Source organism: Cellulophaga sp. RHA19, from assembly GCF_002813425.1.
Lineage (GTDB): Bacteria > Bacteroidota > Bacteroidia > Flavobacteriales > Flavobacteriaceae > Cellulophaga.
In genome coordinates, this window is the sequence record NZ_PHUL01000001.1 from 1,327,390 (window position 1) to 1,343,638 (window position 16,249).

Annotated in this window: 18 protein-coding genes; 3 read left to right on the plus strand and 15 right to left on the minus strand. The window is 31.1% G+C overall.

Annotation, left to right across the window (positions count from 1 at the left end):
- Position 1 precedes the first annotated feature (1 nt).
- The 3 genes from AX016_RS05795 to tyrS form a co-directional block, all read right to left on the minus strand.
- Entirely contained in the window at positions 2-2,374 is a 2,373-nt protein-coding gene (locus AX016_RS05795; protein WP_100894713.1) for a prolyl oligopeptidase family serine peptidase, read from the minus strand.
- A gap of 302 nt (positions 2,375-2,676) precedes the next feature.
- Positions 2,677-3,522, minus strand: a complete 846-nt coding sequence (locus AX016_RS05800; RefSeq protein WP_157811090.1) for a hypothetical protein — start codon at positions 3,520-3,522, stop codon at positions 2,677-2,679.
- Between the two features lie 31 nt (positions 3,523-3,553).
- Positions 3,554-4,849: a tyrosine--tRNA ligase gene (gene tyrS, locus AX016_RS05805; protein ID WP_100894715.1), complete on the minus strand. Its 1,296-nt coding sequence runs from the start codon at positions 4,847-4,849 to the stop codon at positions 3,554-3,556.
- A 94-nt stretch (positions 4,850-4,943) separates the two neighbouring features.
- Between tyrS and AX016_RS05810 the strand changes: the two genes are divergently transcribed.
- Positions 4,944-5,951, plus strand: coding sequence for an NAD-dependent epimerase/dehydratase family protein (locus tag AX016_RS05810; RefSeq protein ID WP_100894716.1), 1,008 nt, complete (start codon positions 4,944-4,946; stop codon positions 5,949-5,951).
- Here the strand turns inward: AX016_RS05810 and AX016_RS05815 are convergent.
- From AX016_RS05815 to AX016_RS05825, 3 genes are read right to left on the minus strand one after another with little or no spacing between them, the layout of a single operon-like run.
- Positions 5,917-6,342 (minus strand): DUF4296 domain-containing protein, encoded by a 426-nt coding sequence (locus tag AX016_RS05815; protein WP_100894717.1) that lies wholly within the window; start codon positions 6,340-6,342, stop codon positions 5,917-5,919. The genes AX016_RS05810 and AX016_RS05815 overlap by 35 nt on opposite strands.
- Before the next feature lie 36 nt (positions 6,343-6,378).
- Positions 6,379-7,713 carry a dihydroorotase gene (locus AX016_RS05820; protein WP_100894718.1) on the minus strand — a complete coding sequence of 445 codons (1,335 nt, stop codon included), beginning with the start codon at positions 7,711-7,713 and terminating at the stop codon, positions 6,379-6,381.
- 1 nt (position 7,714) lies between these two features.
- Positions 7,715-8,443, minus strand: a complete 729-nt coding sequence (locus tag AX016_RS05825; protein ID WP_100894719.1) for a polyprenol monophosphomannose synthase — start codon at positions 8,441-8,443, stop codon at positions 7,715-7,717.
- Between the two features lie 185 nt (positions 8,444-8,628).
- Here AX016_RS05825 and AX016_RS05830 point away from each other — a divergent pair, with 185 nt between their 5' ends.
- Entirely contained in the window at positions 8,629-9,282 is a 654-nt protein-coding gene (locus AX016_RS05830; protein WP_100894720.1) for a DUF4271 domain-containing protein, read from the plus strand.
- A 5-nt stretch (positions 9,283-9,287) separates the two neighbouring features.
- Positions 9,288-10,034 carry a uroporphyrinogen-III synthase gene (locus AX016_RS05835; protein ID WP_100896810.1) on the plus strand — a complete coding sequence of 249 codons (747 nt, stop codon included), beginning with the start codon at positions 9,288-9,290 and terminating at the stop codon, positions 10,032-10,034.
- Positions 10,035-10,148: 114 nt separating this feature from the next.
- Here the strand turns inward: AX016_RS05835 and AX016_RS05840 are convergent, their stop codons facing one another.
- The 9 genes from AX016_RS05840 to AX016_RS05880 all read right to left on the minus strand — a co-directional run bounded on the left by AX016_RS05840 (position 10,149) and on the right by AX016_RS05880 (position 16,249).
- Entirely contained in the window at positions 10,149-11,012 is an 864-nt protein-coding gene (locus AX016_RS05840; RefSeq protein ID WP_100894721.1) for an alpha/beta fold hydrolase, read from the minus strand.
- A gap of 52 nt (positions 11,013-11,064) precedes the next feature.
- Positions 11,065-11,628 (minus strand): TetR/AcrR family transcriptional regulator, encoded by a 564-nt coding sequence (locus AX016_RS05845; protein WP_100894722.1) that lies wholly within the window; start codon positions 11,626-11,628, stop codon positions 11,065-11,067.
- 133 nt (positions 11,629-11,761) lie between these two features.
- Entirely contained in the window at positions 11,762-12,304 is a 543-nt protein-coding gene (locus AX016_RS05850) for a DinB family protein (protein ID WP_100894723.1), read from the minus strand.
- Positions 12,305-12,344: 40 nt separating this feature from the next.
- Complete coding sequence (locus tag AX016_RS05855) at positions 12,345-12,956, minus strand: hypothetical protein (protein WP_100894724.1); 612 nt, start codon at positions 12,954-12,956, stop codon at positions 12,345-12,347.
- 15 nt (positions 12,957-12,971) lie between these two features.
- Positions 12,972-13,676, minus strand: coding sequence for a hypothetical protein (locus AX016_RS05860; RefSeq protein WP_100894725.1), 705 nt, complete (start codon positions 13,674-13,676; stop codon positions 12,972-12,974).
- A 33-nt stretch (positions 13,677-13,709) separates the two neighbouring features.
- On the minus strand, positions 13,710-14,069 hold the full coding sequence (locus tag AX016_RS05865) for a hypothetical protein (protein WP_100894726.1): 360 nt from the start codon (positions 14,067-14,069) through the stop codon (positions 13,710-13,712).
- 22 nt (positions 14,070-14,091) lie between these two features.
- Complete coding sequence (locus AX016_RS05870) at positions 14,092-14,613, minus strand: hypothetical protein (protein WP_157811091.1); 522 nt, start codon at positions 14,611-14,613, stop codon at positions 14,092-14,094.
- Positions 14,614-14,633: 20 nt separating this feature from the next.
- Positions 14,634-15,338 (minus strand): hypothetical protein, encoded by a 705-nt coding sequence (locus tag AX016_RS05875; protein WP_157811092.1) that lies wholly within the window; start codon positions 15,336-15,338, stop codon positions 14,634-14,636.
- A 62-nt stretch (positions 15,339-15,400) separates the two neighbouring features.
- Positions 15,401-16,249, minus strand: a complete 849-nt coding sequence (locus AX016_RS05880) for an SH3 domain-containing protein (RefSeq protein ID WP_100894729.1) — start codon at positions 16,247-16,249, stop codon at positions 15,401-15,403.

Here is a 16,249-nt window from a genome sequence, read left to right on the forward strand (position 1 = left end):
GTTATTCTTTAGTGGTAATGTTTAAAAGACTCTCATTAAACAAATTAAAAATACGTGTATATTCATCTGTCCAGCTACTAGGCTCTACAAAACCGTGACGCTCTACAGGATATACAGCCATTTCCCAATTCTTTTTTTCTAACTCTATTAAGCGCTGAGATAAACGTACCATATCTTGAAAGTGCACATTGTCATCTACCATACCGTGTAGAATTAATAAGTCTCCTTTTAAACCATCTGCAAAATAAATAGGAGAACTTCTTCTGTAAGCAATGCTATCTGTAACAGGGGTATTTAAAATACGTGCAGTATAACCGTGGTTGTAAGCAGCCCAATCACCAACCGAACGTATTGCAGCACCAGCTTTAAAAGTGTCTGGAGCATTAAACATTCCCATTAGCGTAATAAAGCCACCATAAGAACCACCGTAGATTCCAACTTTATCTTTGTCAATCCCGTATTTTTCTACAAGTAATTTTGCGCCATCCACTTGGTCCGATAGATCTTTGCCCCCCATATGACGATAAATGCCTGTGCGCCATTTGCTGCCATAACCAGCGCTACCTCTATAGTCTATATCTAAAACAGTATACCCATTATCTACCAATAGGTTATGAAACATATACTCTCTGTAGTAAGAGCTCCACCATTTATGAGCATTTTGTAAATAACCAGCTCCGTGTACAAAAATTATGGCAGCTTTATTTTTTGTTGTTGTTTTAGGTTGATATAACCTTGCGTAAACCTCTGCACCATCTTCTGCATTAAAAGTAATTACTTCAGGATCTTTCCAGTTGTATTTTTTAAAGTTAGGGGTAAGTGAGTTTGTTATTTGTTTTGGAGCTGTTTTAGCTCTATTTTTTATTGGGTTAGGCTGTAAATATAATTCTGTTGGTTTATTGCTGTATGAGTATAAAATAGCCATTTGGCGCTCATCTGGAGATAAAGTAACCTCGTTATTACCAACCATTGTAGTTAACTGAGTTAATTTACCACCTTTTAAAGGCATTGTATAAAATTGTCTGTCTCCAGGATGATTTTTATTAGCCGTAAAATACCAACGTTTTTTGTCTATAGATATGGTTGGTTCATAAATTTCAAAATTACCAGAGGTAAGTGCTTTTGTTTTTTTGGTTAAAACATTAGTACTGTATAAATGAGAATAACCAGTTTTTTCAGACTGGTACCAAATACTATTGTCATCTGGTAACCAACCTAAATTACCCCAACCAATTCCTGGGCCGGCAATCCAAGCTTTATCGTGCTGGTGGTCTAAATTTGTAACAGAACCATCAGCAAGGTTTAAAAGAACTATCCAACGGTCTTTATAATCGTTAGAGCTAATGTCTAAAACGGCTTTTTTGCCATCTGCACTCCAAATAGGACCAACTATGTAGCCAATTCTGTTGTCGTTTTTATAGGCTTTGTTTGGGTAATCTTTAGTATACTCTGGTACATAGTCTAAACCTTCTAAATTATCTAAAGATACAGGATACGTTTTTTTGTTTTTAATATCGTAAATATGAAGCTCGTAGCTGCTTGGCTTGTCGCCAACCTTAGAGCGAGTATTTTCATTTTCTACATAACCAGATTCTGTTACAAAGTGTGGCATTGTAGTGCGCTTGTTATTTGCATAAGTAGCAGCAATATAGGTTACATAACTACCATCTGTACTAATACTTTGACTACTAATAGATTTGCCTTCTGTGTATATAGAAAACAACTCTTTTTCTTTGTAACGCTTCATTGCCTTTTTACGAGCATCTACTTTTGCTTTACGCTCTTTTAAAACATTAAAAAGAGCAAGTTGGTCGTTACGTAACCACTCGTCTTTATCGCTTAAACGTTTTTCTTGATCTTTTTTATCTGTAAAATTTGTGATTTGTACAGTTGCGCCAGTTGTTGTATTCCAAGTATAAATATTTTGTCCTTTTTGATATGCAATTTTACTGTCGTTCTCTATAAATTTAGCATTTCTTTCTCGGTCTTCTGTCTGTGTAATTTGTATGGTTTTGTTGGTGGCAACATCAGTATAAAAAATGTCTCCACGTTTTACATATACTTTTTTTGTTCGTTCAGAATTAAAAGTAGGGAAAGAAGGTAGGTTGTATTCGGTTTCAAAATCTACTTTGGCTGTTTTTGTTGTGTTTAGATTGTATACGTATAATGAGTCGTTAAATGCATTTTCTGTGTTCCAATTAAAGTAAATGCTTTTACTGTCTTGAGACCATTTGGGGGCAGAAGGCAAGTGGCCAACAAAGGTATCTCCTTGCATAATTTGTTTAATGCTTAAAACCGATTTGTTATTTTCTTGTGCGTAGATTGATAACGAGCAAAGCAGAATGCTTATGCTAAAAAGGAACTTCTTTTTCATTTTTTTTGGTTCTTTCTGATGATTTTTAGACTAGGTCAGCGTCTGTAGTTTTTTAATGCACTAAAGTTAGCATTATTTCCAATTACATAATAATATATTCCAAGTATCTGTTTGGTCTGTAAATGTATGGTTGCGGAATATGAAACTTAATTTAAGTAAAAACTAAAATATCAAAAATGGATTGTCAACTTAAAAAAGGAATAAAAAAAGGCTGGTAAAAACCAGCCTTTAGATTGTTGTTTTAGTTTTAATAAAACCAAATTATATTTTTACATACGTAAACTCAATAGTTTGCTTGTTGTTTAATTATCTTTATTTTGAAAAGAATTCATAATGTTTATAATTTTATTTTTTTCACGACCTAGTTTTCCAAAAGCAAATTTAGTTTGAGGATTATAATGTACTAAGTAATCTACATTGTAGTTTTTAGTTAAACTTAAGTTTGAATAACTTCCTTTCATATAAAAATAAATTTCTTTGATATTTTGAGGGTTAGAAATTATTCGTGCGTTAATTGTAGCTTTAGTCGTAATTTTTGATTCTTTAGAAAAAAAAGGTAGAGTTTTAAAGTGATATTCTCCATTTTTATATTCTATAAGAAGTTTACTGTCAATATTATAGTTTGTTGATCCAGCCCCCTCACTCTCAATTTCTAAATAAAAAAAATCTTTTTCTATCTTAATTCCTGAAAAAGTATTAATTGTAAGTGTAGGCTCCTTTTCTGATAGTACGTAGTTATTTGTTGCCCTATTTGCGTTTTTTAGATTAATTATAGTCTTGTTTATTGTATCTATTTTTAATTCTTGATTGGAGAAAGCTTTAGAGATATCATTGTACAATTTATTACTACTCGAATCAACTCCTGCTTTTATCCCTTTAGTAATATCTGCATCTCTTTGATTTCTTTCTTTGTTTAATATGTAATCTTTGTTATTGCCTAAGTTTTTATTATTTATTTCTTGTGCTACTAACAAAACTGTCATAAATAATAGAACAAAACCAACAATTTTACCTCTTCTCGTTAGCTTTTTATGCCACCTTTTATAAGAATTGTTTGTAAGTCCTCCTTTTGTTGTTAAAAATGTCAACCATATTGTTAAAATGGCGAAAAGGACAACAAAAATTATATTAGGAATTGTTGGCTTCATTCAAAATTTGAATAAGGATATTTTTAAAAATTTAATTTACAACCAATACAAAATAGTTCTTTTTACCACGTTGTAATAAAACAAACTTATTGTTAATTAGGTCTTTGCTTGTAATAACGTAATCTTCTTTTACTTTTTCTTTATTTACAGAAATAGAATTTTGTTTAAGTTCTCTACGTGCAGCACCATTAGAGTCTAAAAATTGAGTTTTAGCAGCTAAAGCACCAATCATATCTAAGCCTTCTTCAATGTCGGTTTTAGTTACTTCTGCTTGTGGTACACCTTCAAAAATATCTAAAAAAGTTTTTTCGTCTAGTGTTTTTAAATCTTCAGAAGTAGATTTTCCAAATAAAATATTACTTGCTTTTATAGCATTGTCTAAATCTTGTTTAGAGTGTACGCTAATGGTAATTTCTTCGGCTAATTTTTTCTGTAAAGCACGCATATGTGGTGCCTCTTTGTGTTCTGTAATTAAGGCATCAATCTCTTCTTTAGTTAAAAAAGTAAAGATTTTTATAAATTTTTCTGCATCCTCATCTGACGTGTTTAGCCAGTATTGGTAAAATTTATAAGGAGAAGTACGTTCTGCATCTAACCAAATGTTACCACCTTCGGTTTTTCCAAACTTAGTACCATCAGCTTTTGTTATTAATGGGCAAGTAAGTGCGTAGCCTTTACCGCTGCCAATTCTACGTATCATTTCTGTACCAGTAGTAATATTTCCCCACTGGTCACTACCACCCATTTGTAATGTACAGTTGTGTTCTTTAAACAAGTGGTAAAAATCGTACCCTTGTACTAATTGGTATGTGAACTCTGTAAAAGACATTCCTTCTTTGGCTTCAGAACTTAAGCGTTTTTTTACAGAATCTTTAGCCATCATATAATTAACGGTAATATGCTTACCAACATCACGAATAAAGTCTAAAAAAGAAAACTCTTTCATCCAATCGTAATTATTAACTAAAACAGCAGCGTTTTCTTCGTTGCTTTTAAAATCTAAAAAACGAGATAACTGGTCTTTTATAGCGTTTTGGTTGTGTCTAAGTGTTTTTTCATCTAATAAATTACGCTCGGCAGATTTACCAGACGGATCACCAATCATACCTGTAGCTCCACCAATTAACGCATAAGGTTTGTGGCCTGCTAGTTGAAAATGACGCAACATCATTACACTAACCAAGTGGCCAATGTGTAAAGAGTCTGCAGTTGGGTCTATACCCACATAAGCAGCACGCATTTGTTCTAGTAAGTGTTCCTCTGTGTCGGGCATAACATCGTGTATCATCCCTCTCCATTTTAATTCTGCGATAAAATTAGAAGCCATTGTATTTTATTTTTTGTAATAGTAGATGCAAATATAAAAGAAATAGAGAGCTTTGGCAGTAGTCTATGGTAAATTAAATTCCTAAATTTGAACTATGATATTGGTAACAGGAGGCACAGGATTGGTAGGTGCGCATCTTTTATTGCAGCTACTAAAAACAGAAGATAGTGTAAAGGCTATACATAGGCCAAGTAGCGACTTAGATAAGGTTAAAAAAGTATTTTCTTATTATGTAGATAATGCAGATGAGTTGTATGCTAAAATTAAATGGGTTGTTGCAGATATTACAGATATACCTGCTTTAGAGAATGCCTTTATTGGAGTTACACACGTGTATCATTGTGCTGCTTTAATTTCTTTTGACCCCAATGATTATTTTAGGTTAAGACGAACAAATGCAACGGGTACAGCTAATATTGTAAATTTTTGCTTAGCAAATAGTGTAGAAAAGCTAGCTTATGTAAGCTCTATTGCTACTATTGGGAAAAATGAAAACTCTCCTATTGTTACAGAAGAAACAGATTGGAATGAAGCAGATGTAAATGTATATGCAATTACAAAATATGCGGCAGAAATGGAAGTTTGGCGTGGCACACAAGAGGGGTTAGATGCTGTTATTGTTAATCCGGGTGTTATTTTAGGACCTGGATATTGGAACTCTGGTAGTGGACAGTTTTTTAGTAAAACAGCAGACGGATTAAAATACTACCCACCAAATGGTAGCGGATTTATTGGTGTTGGTGATGTTGTAGATATGTGTATTAGGTTAATGAAATCTGACTTAAAAAACCAGCGTTATATTGCTGTAGCCAAAAATGCTACGTTTAAAGAGGTGTTGGGTAAAATAGCAACTGCATTAGGAAAACCAGAGCCTAATAAAGCCTTAAAAATATGGCAGTTAAATATTTTGTATAGATTAGATTGGCTAGCACATTTGTTAACTAGAAGAGGTAGAAAACTCTCTAAAATGCAAGTTCACGGTCTAAAGAGTCAAGATATTTATGAAAATACAAAAATCACAACAGCAATAGATTTTACGTATACAGATTTAGATGAGGTTATTAAAACTACTTCTTCCCTGTTTTTGCAGGAGCAACTTTAAGCTTTTCTGGATTCTTTTTTCTGCTAGCGGCAATACTATCTGCTTCAAACTGTCTTTTACGTTCTAGTCGTTTTTTAATAGTATCTAGTTTGCTTTGTACATCTTTATAAAATCCTTCATAAACAGTTGGGTTAGCCGCGTAATATAAATCGCTATCTGCAAACTGAGTACTATCTATTTTATATTTGTTGTAGATGTATGGCATTGTTTTTACATTGTTTTCTACTAAAACATTAGAATTGGTGTTTTTAGCAGCAGTAATAAGTGCTAAGTCATACAAAATATCTACCATTTCCTCTTCACTAATAAGATTATCTGGTTTTTCAATAGCACTCTCTGCACAAGATGCTACTGTGGCAATTACAAAAAGTAACGTTAAAAACTTTTTCATCTTTTTTGTGTTAATGGTGTAACGTTAACCGTTTAATTATCTGTTAAACGTTAGTCTATGTGCATTTTTCTCTTCTGAAACAACGCCATTTTCATATGCTAAATGACCATTTACAAAGGTATGAGAAATTTTAGATTTAAATGTGTAATCTTCAAACGGAGACCAACCACATTTATACAAAATATTAGATTTGCTTACTTGCCAAGGTGTATTGGTATCTACAATAACTAAATCTGCAAAGTATCCTTCTTTAATATAACCTCTTTTTTCTATCTGAAATAAAATAGCAGGGTTGTGGCACATTTTTTCTACCATACGTTCTATAGTAATTCTACCGTCTAAAACTTTCTCTAGCATAGCAGGTAAAACGTGCTGTACCAATGGTCCGCCAGATGGTGCTTTTGTGTAAACGTTGTCTTTTTCCTCAAAAGTATGTGGTGCGTGGTCTGTAGCAATAACATCTATGCGGTCATCTAAAAGGGCGTCCCAAAGCATAGACCTGTCTTCTGCTGTTTTAACAGCAGGATTCCATTTTATAAGTGTGCCTTTTTCTTTGTAATCTTCATCAGAAAACCATAAATGGTGCACACAAACTTCTGCTGTAATTTTTTTATCTTTTAAAGGTATGTCATTTCTAAAAAGGCTAGTTTCTTTACCTGTAGATAAGTGAAAAACGTGTAATCTTGCCCCTGTTTTTTCTGCTAATGCAATAGCTTTGGAAGAAGATAAGTAACACGCCTCTGTACTTCTAATAATTGGGTGGTATTCTACAGGAATATTGTCTCCGTACTTTTCTTTGTAGGTGGCCATATTTTTGCGAATAGTAGTCTCATCTTCACAATGAGCCGAGATTACCATTTCTGTATTGCTAAATATTTTTTCTATAACCTCTTCATTATCTACTAGCATATTACCTGTAGAAGAACCTAAAAATAGTTTTACACCAGAGCAAGCATTTTTGTCTAGTTTTTTTAATTCTTCTAAATTATCATTAGTGCCACCAAATAAAAATGAGTAGTTAGCATAAGAGCTTTCTTTTGCTACTGCAAATTTTTCCTCTAATTTTTTTATAGTTGTTGTCTGCGGATTTGTGTTTGGTTGCTCCATAAAGGTAGTTACACCACCGGCAACGGCAGCCCTACTTTCTGTAGCAATATTACCTTTGTGTGTAAGTCCTGGTTCTCTAAAATGTACTTGGTCATCTATAATGCCAGGTAAAACATAATTACCTTTAGCATCTATAACAGTAGCGTTAGCATCACTAATAGAACTACTTATTTTTTCTATATAATTACCGTTTAAAAGAATATCACAGTTAGTAACTGTACCTTCATTTACAACTTTAGCGTTTTTTATTAGTGTCTTTTTCATTTTAAAATTTGTTTTTTTGAAACAAGCTTATGTATTTCATTTTTATCACTCCAAAAACAGCTTCGCCAATAATTGAAGAACTCATTTTAGATTTTCCGCGTACTCTATCTGTAAAAACAATAGGTACTTCTTGTATTTTAAAGCCTTTTAAATGTGCTCTAAATTTCATTTCTATTTGAAAAGCATAGCCAATAAAACGTACTGTATCTAAACTAATATTTTCTAAAACTTTTCTTTTGTAACATATAAAACCAGCAGTTGGGTCGTCTACACGCATACCCGTTATTATTTTTACGTAAAACGATGCGCCGTAAGAAAGCAAAATTCTAAAAAGAGGCCAATTTACAACGTTTATACCTTTTACATACCTAGAACCAATGGCTAAATCTGCGCCAGCAATACAGGCGTTGTATAGGTTTATTAAGTCTTTGGGTGAATGAGAAAAATCTGCATCCATCTCAAAAATATAATCGTATTTTTTAGCAATTGCCCATTTAAAACCGTGAATGTAAGCAGTTCCTAAACCAGCTTTTTCTTTACGAACCTCTAAAAATAATTTACCAGGAAATTGTGTTATTAATTCTTTTATTTTTTGAGGAGTACCGTCTGGCGAGTTGTCATCTACAACAAGAATGTGAAATTCCTTTTTTAATGCAAAAACTGCATTAATAATAGCTTCTATATTTTCTATCTCATTAAAAGTAGGAATTATAACTAAGCTATCTGTCATTCTTTTTTTAGTATTGAATTTACAAAAGTACTATTTAAATTTTAGTGATAAAACCTTAAGCACGTTTTATGATTTATTTACCACTGTATTGCGTCTTTTTTGTGTTTAAACACGTATTAATAAATAAAGTTGGTCTAAGTATTAATTTGTAGTTTTGTGCCACTTAAAAGAAGACAAAAATAATAATGGAATCTATTACTAGGGTTTTTAATAATGTAGATTGGGTTACCACCATATTTGTGGTTAGTCTTTTTGTGTTGGTTTTAAGTAAAATCTTTTTTTACAATAAGTTTATAAATTTTGTGGTACTACCTTTCAATAACAAATATATTTTTTTGCACAGCAAAAAGCATATTTTATTTAATTGGTTTAATGCATTGTGGAGTTTGTTTTTGTGGTTAAACGTAGCACTGTTTTTTTATTATATACTTGCTATTTTTAAAATAGGAGAAGTAGTAACGCCAACTAAATACCTTTTAATTTTTGGAATATTAGCGTTATTTATTTCTTTAAAATTGATACTTCAGTTTATAAATGGGTTTGTTTTTGACGCCGAATCTGCCATTGTACACATTGTTTTTAATAAAGTTTCTTATCAAAATTACAGTGGTTTAGTGTTGTTTGTGGCTAATATTTTTCTTACATATATTACGCCATATTCTGAGTTAGTTGCTTATTTGGCGGCGGTTTTGTTTATCGTTGTACTGTGCATTGGATGGGTTAATCTGCTAAGAATTCATCGAAATTTCATAACAATTAATTTTTTCTATTTTATTTTGTACCTTTGCGCACTCGAAATTTCACCTTTTGTGATAATAGGTAGTTACCTAAAATATTGATGTCTATGAAGATAAAAACGATTTTGGTTTCTCAGCCAGAACCTAAAATGGAGAATTCTCCCTATTCAAGACTTATTGAAAAGGAGAAGTTAAAGGTAGATTTTAGACCGTTTATACATGTAGAGGGCGTTGATGCAAAAACAGTGCGTCAGCAAAAAATAGATTTAAACAACTTTACAGCAATAGTTCTTACGAGTAGAAATTCTGTAGATCATTTTTTTAGAATTGCAGAAGAAATGCGTTTTAAAGTGCCAGATTCTATGAAGTACTTTTGCCAGTCTGAGGCTGTGGCTTACTATCTTCAAAAATATGTAGTTTACCGTAAGCGTAAGATATATGTTGGTAAAAGAATGTTTGCAGATTTAACTCCTTTGTTAAAAAAGTATAAAACAGAAAAGTTTCTTTTACCTTCTTCAGATGTATTAAAGCCAATAGTACCTGAAACATTGGATGGTCTTGGTTTAGAATGGAAAAGAGCTATTTTTTATAAAACAGTAATTAGTGATTTGTCTGACTTAAGAAATGTGTATTACGATATACTAGTGTTCTTTAGTCCGTCTGGTATTGAGTCTTTATTAAAGAATTTCCCAGATTTTGAACAAAATGATACTAAAATAGCTGTTTACGGAAATACAACAGTTAATGCTGCTACAGATGCTGGTTTACGTATAGACATACTTGCGCCAACACCAGAAACGCCATCTATGACAATGGCTTTACAGAAGTACATTACTACTGCTAATAAAAAATAAAAATAATACGTTATACGCAAAAGCCTCATTTTTTAATGAGGCTTTTTTTATGCATATATTTTAGAAATATATTAAAGTAAATATGTTAAGGAGATATAGCTATTTATGTAGCACTTACTTTTTTAAACTATGTAAAAAAGATCTCATTTTTGGTATAATTTTATCAGCATCTTCTTCTAGTGCAAAGTGACCAGTATTGTAGATATTGTAATCTATATTTTTTACATCTTTTTTAAATGCTTTTGCTCCACTTTCCGGAAAAAACGCATCATTTTTACCCCAAACAATTAACAATGGTGGTTGGTTGTCTCTTAAATATTGTTGCCATTTAGGATATAGTTTTACATTATTTTGATAATCATAAAACAAATCTAAGTTAACAGCATGTGCATTTGGTCTAGATAATCTAAGGTAATCTAAATGCCAGGTATCTGGATTTACATTTTCTGAATTTCTAGTACCGTGCGTGTATTGCCACTCCAAACCTTCTAGAGAAAAAGAAGGTAATAAAGCTTTTTCTGTAGTTTCATTTCTATTAGCCCAAAACTCTTTTGTAGACTTCCAAGCTTCGCCTAAACCTTCTTCGTAAGCATTACCATTTTGGTTAATTATAGCCGTTATTCTATCTGGGTGTGCAGTAGCAATTCTAAATCCAACAGGTGCTCCATAATCTTGTATCATAATGGCATAACTTGTTATAGCTTTTTGCTCTAAAAATGAATTTATAGTTTTAGCAATATTGTCAAAAGTATACTCATATTCTTTTTTAGAAAGAAAATCACTATTTCCAAAACCAGGATAATCTGGAGCTATTAAATGAAACTCATTAGATAGCTGGTTTAACACTTTTCTGTATTGATGAGAAGAAGACGGAAACCCGTGTAATAATACTACTGTTGGGCTGTTGCTGTCTCCTGCTTCTCTATAAGCAATTTTTACACCATTTACATTTTCCGTTTTGTATTTTATATTATTCATACTTTCAGTTGTTTATTACCGAACATTCGGTAAATTATTAATTTAATTTTTTTTATGGTTTTAAGTAACTGTTTTCTATGTTTTGCATTGTGTTTTCAAAAACTGACAAATCACCTAAGCCTTTTGTAACAATTAGGCAGCCTTGTACTTGTATTAATACTTGTAAAGCTTTTTTTTCTGCTTCTTCGGGTGTAAAATTCAGGGCAATACCTATTTCTTTAAAAGCAGACAACCACTGTGTCATACCTTTGTTTATTTGCTCTTCAAACAACTCTATACCAGCTTGCATAGATAGTGCTCTAAATATACAAATGGCTTCTCCACCATCATACAATTCACGTATAGCCAATAATCCTTTTTTTAAACGGACGGCAGGTGTTAAGTTGTCGTCTAAAAGAGTATGAAAAACATTGGTGTTAATCCATTCTTCTAAATGAACTAAAACAGCGTTTGCCATCTCTTGTTTGCCGTTAGGAAACCTATGGTAAAGACTTGCTTTTTTTAAACCAGTAGCATCAGATAATTCTTTTAAACTAGCACCTTCATAACCTCTAGATCTAAAAATTTTAGTTAAGCCGTTTAATATTTCTTTGTCTAATACTTTTTGTGGTCTCATAGGGCAAATATAATATATTTTTTTAATTACCGAACGATTGGTAAAATAATTAACATAGTTTTAAATATCATCAATATGTTTTTTTGCTTTTCTATTCAAGTATTGTTACTAATGATAAGAGCTAAAATTAATTTTATTGATATAATACATACCTTGGAGGTTTTAATCCGTTTAAGCGCATATAAACAAGCATTTGAGCTCTGTGGTGTGTTATGTGGTCAGTAAGTAATAATAAAATTTGTCTTTTGGTTCTGTTAGCACCAAAATAGTCTAATCTTTCATCTAGCTTTTTTATATCAAACTCAGAGATAAATGTACTAGTAACGTCAAATGTATTGCTAATTGTTGCAATCATTTCTTCTTTAGATTTGTTATCTACTTTTAGTTCTGTATCTGTTTCCCAATTTCTGGCATCTCTACCGCCCATTAAAGATTTGCTGTGCCAATCCATAGCCCAAGCAATATGCATTAAATGCTCTGCAAAACTCATAGACTCTGGTGTTGCTTTAAAAGTATATTTGTCTTTAGGCATAGTTTCTGCCACAAGAATTACATACTTTTTAGAAGTTTCTAAACGCTCTAAGTATTCTTTTATAAACGTGTTTTCCTGAGCCATAAGCGGAGTAGAGCATAAAGAAATTAGTAGTACTAAAGTTAGAATTTTACTTTTCTTCATCTTAAAACAAGTTAGTTGTTGTAGATAACAAGTTACTAAATTAATTGGTGTCTGTATATGCTAACACCCAAATTGTTCTTGTTTCCATACATATTATTACATACGTATAATCTATAATAAAGTCTATAAACCATGTATTCCAAGCAGTGGTAGATGTGTAATACCTAACGTAATCATAACTGTATTTTTCATAAAATAACTGAGAGCAAAATAGCTGTGCTTTTTCTTTAATCTGTTTAGGTTCTTTTTTGTACTTAGAGCCATATGCGCCTCCATGAAATAGTAGCGCAGCAAGTTCGCCATCAATTACAAAACCATCTTTAGTATTAAAATTTGGTGCGATATCAATTTTAAAAACCGTTGTGTCAGGGTTATTAGAGTCGCTAAAGGTTTTGAGGACTTTATCAGAAAGTAAAAATTTGTTATTAAAGTCAATTTCATCTAATCTTCCGCGAGAGCAAAACCAATCAAATATATCATTTTCCTGAAACCGAAACCCTTTAAAATAAATATTACCACCAAGGTTAGCTTTTAATAAGTTTATAAACTCAAATTCTTCATCAATAACATCAAAAACCAACTCTTGCCACATTTTTTCTATTTGGCTTTCATTGGGCAAATTTATTTTCCAGTTAACTGTAATTGGTTTCATCTTTTTAATTAAATACTACTTTGTTAATCCGTTTTTATAATCGGTTAGTGTAAAGTAAATTTTATTTTTAAATAATTTTAAATAGGCTTTTTTTGGTTCTAATAACAAGCCTAACTGTAAATGTTTGTAGTGATTAAAGCCCATATATTCCATACCAACAAACCTAACAGATGCATTTTTGTTTTGTTTATTATAGCTTAAAAGAGTAAAACTGTTTGAGCTAAATTTTGTAGAACCTAAGTTGTTTATAGTATCTAAAAAAGTTTTAAAAGAATTTATAGCGTTTAAATCTATTTTATATTCTTGTGTTATTTTTTTTACCCAGTTATCATTTTTAAGTGCTTTAAGAATGCTTTTTTCTGTAAAAATATCTAATATAGAAACTGGTTGTCTATTACTTAAATTTATTGTTTGTATCTCTAAAGAATTTCCTGGCGGACCACAGGCTATGGTGCCAGTTTCACCAGACTCATAACTGTAATAATTACCAACTAAAGAAAGTGGGTTGTAGTAAAATTGATAGTTAACATCACAGTCATCTGTTTTTTCTTGTTTGGTTAATTCTTTAAGGTCTTTAGCTGCATTGTATATTTCAGTGTCTTTATAATAGGCGCTGTCTTTAAATATAGTAACTTTTTGATTTTTAAAAAGAAAGGTATCTTTTTGACAAATTCCTTTTACAGAGAGTAAGCAAATTATAAAAAACAGGCTAATCTTCATTCTAATGTAGTATTTGTTAGTCTATAAGTTTTATTAAAAACAATAATAACTATAATCTAACAAATTTATATAGCTAAGCTTGGTAAAGTATAGTTTGTTGTTTTCTACAAATGGATTTATTTCTTCTATTAGAACCTCACACCTATTAAATAGGCTTTGTTTAGCTAAAGTATTTCCGTCTAAATTTTGTAGTTCTATGTAGGCTAATTTATGACCGTTTTGACTAGAAAAACCAAAGTGACTAAAGTTGTTTTGTACATAAATAACTACCTGTAAGTTTTTACCTCTTATTATTTCTGTTTTGTAATAAGAATAATTTGGTTTTAGCAGAAACCAAGCTGATACAACCGTAATTACAATTGAAAGTAATATATGTATAGTTTTTGATTTCATTTTTAAATTATGATTTTAAGCTTTATCCAGGTAATAAAATTCGTTTTAACTTCTTGCTGTGCATTTTAATAACTTCTTGTTCTATAAATTTTAAAAGCTCAGGACATTCTCTATCAAAATCTTCAGAAATTACTTTTTTTATTTGGTTGTTAAATTTAACCGTAACTGTTAAGTGGCTATTGCAAGTTGTATTGCTAGCATAAAAGTTTTTTAATTTGAAAAAACCATCATTAAGAATCTTTTTTACTAAGTTATTTCTAGTCTGTACGCTAATTACTTTTTCCGAAATTTGATTGTAATTACTGTTGTCTATACCTATACTTTCTTTAGGTGGATAAAAAGTGATTAAAGTGTCTTTAAGCACAAATTTATCATAATGAAAAGCACCACGTTCTACTGTAATTTCTATGCTTGACGAATCTATTTTAGATTGTTGTTCTAACACTACATCAACATTGGAATTGCCTGTATTTTTTTTGTTAGATTTATTGCAGGCAAACAAGCAAAATAACAATAAGAATAAAAGTAATTTAAGTGATTTCATTTCTAATAGTTTTATAAGCGTTACTTTTTTACCCAGCCAACAGTGTAGGAGCCATTTTGTTTAATAAAAACCAAAAGCCAATTGTTTTCTTGGTTTACAACTATTACGGACTCGTTTTTTAGTGTACCAATAGTGTTACCTACAATTTCTTCACCTGTACAAGGATCTTTTTTTATAACATCATCTATTACTGGTGTACTTCTTAAAATTCCGGATACTGTTTTAGCATATAATTTGTCTGATGCTGTAATAGTTGTTTTATCATGAAACGATATTGTATTTTTCTCTACTACAGATAAATTGTTTATGGTTACTTTAACTAAACTAGAATAATAGCTGCAACAGCAACTAGGATTGTAACTATTTATTTCTGTGCCGTTTGTAGTGCTTTTTATGGATAGTATTTTGCCAGGAGCATCATACACAAGCTGAAATCCTTTTTTGCTATTTAAAAATATGGCTGTTTGATGATACGGTTGGCACGGTCCAGTGAATATAAGATCTTTTAAACCATCATTATTTAGGTCTTGTACGTGCCAATTATTGTCTGTTTTGTTAGTGTTACAATAATACGTAGGTACTTGTATTTTAGAAACACCTGTAGAGTCTAACTTAAAATTAGAGGTAGTTTTTAATAAACCAATTCTAGTTTTAATACCACTAAAATCCTGACTAAATAAACTTAGAGACATTAAAAAAAATACGATTGCAATTGCATATTTCATAAAACTAAAATTATTAAGAGTCGTTAATATGTGATAGTGCTTCGGTTTAATTGTTGATAGTTTTATAAATCTATCTCATACAACTTTGGAAACTCTGGGTAATAAGACAGCCACTGTACTGTAGTTGTGCTTCCTTCAAAAGATTTATAAATTCCTATTACGGTTAATTCTTTACCATTAACTGTTTTATCTTCTATACTGTAAGCTAACTGTTCTTTGTCTTCTATTATTTTTTTAATCAATTCATTTTTAGAATTGACTATATAATTTTCAACCTCTAGATAAAGCTTATCTAAATAATCTTGCGTGTAGTTATTTGTATAAGTGTATTTTATTTCCTTTTTATATGCCTCTCTAAAGTTAGCAATTTTACCATTTTTAATTTTTTTAGTAGTAACAATAAAATCAGCAAGTTGTTTTCTGTCATCGTCACCAGCAATATAAACAACACCAGTTTCCCATTCAATTTCAATACTATCTCCTTTTAAATAGCTACGGCCTTCTTCATTATTAATAAAGCCGTAGAAAGATTTTCCTTTTGAGGCTCCTATAACGGGGTAATCAAAATTGTCATTATAATGAAGAAAAATAAACGTATCCTTTTGTTTTGGTTTGGATAAAAAACCACTAAAAACATAGCCGGTAAGCTCTATGTTACTGTCAGACTTACCGGTTACTTTGTACCATTGTCCTTTTATTTTTTTTCCGTCGTCAGTTACTTCAAAAAATAGGTCTGTTTTATGTAATACCGCTAATTTTTCGGCATAATTAAATTTCCCTATTTTTTTAGCATCCAAGCTAGAATTTTCCCTGACGTTTAAGCCACTCTTGGCAGTAACAAACAAATTGTTTTGAGCACAAAGAGATATAATTTGTATAAAAAGTATAAAAGTTAAGGCAATTTTTTTCAT